The sequence below is a fragment of the Caballeronia sp. BR00000012568055 genome, from assembly GCF_029439455.1.
In the GTDB taxonomy this organism is placed as follows: domain Bacteria; phylum Pseudomonadota; class Gammaproteobacteria; order Burkholderiales; family Burkholderiaceae; genus Caballeronia.
The window spans coordinates 1-576 of sequence record NZ_JAQFVG010000215.1 but is presented as its reverse complement, the minus strand read 5'-3'; the positions used below and the strand labels follow the sequence as shown (position 1 = coordinate 576).

Sequence of the window (576 nt, the reverse complement as noted above, 5' to 3'; positions counted from 1 at the left end):
CCGTAATGCATCCTTCCCCTTCGCCCCATTCAATCGTGAGTTTGGAGGGAACGGGTTCGATATAGGAGGTGCTCTTGCGCCCCTGGCATTCAACGACGATGCGTACGGGTGCGATCCGCGGTGAACACCTTGAAAGTGTCGTGCCCGCAGCCGCCAACACACAACTCCACGCATCTGCTTTTGATCAGTCAACATAGGCTTTTGCTGTCATTGTTGCGATTGAACAGACAGCGCGTCCCGCACCTTCATCAGCGCTTGGCCGAGAAGGTTCTGGCCACGCCACTTCGATTTGTCTGTGATGTCGGGATGGCGCTCACCGAGCCCCACGCCCCAAATGACGTCGTAGGGACTCGCTTCAACAATCTCAGTCGGAGCGGTGGCAAGCAGCAGCGATCGCAGACCGGGGTGCTGGGCGAACTTCTCGCGGCACCCGACGTAGACGATCGACTCTCGCTTTTCCTTCCACGTTTCGAGGTCGAAACCCTTAACCTGGCGGCCAAGTGCTTTCTGCTCTTTGGGATGATGAGCGGAGAGGATGGCTTGCGCCGCCGCTTCATCACCAAAAAGCTTCGCCTT

Annotated in this window: 1 protein-coding gene; it reads right to left on the bottom strand. The window is 57.6% G+C overall.

Annotation, left to right across the window (positions count from 1 at the left end):
- Nucleotides 1-207: 207 nt before the first annotated feature.
- A partial coding sequence (locus P7F28_RS10210) for an NADAR family protein (RefSeq protein WP_277184375.1) occupies nt 208-576 on the bottom strand: 369 nt, incomplete at its 5' end.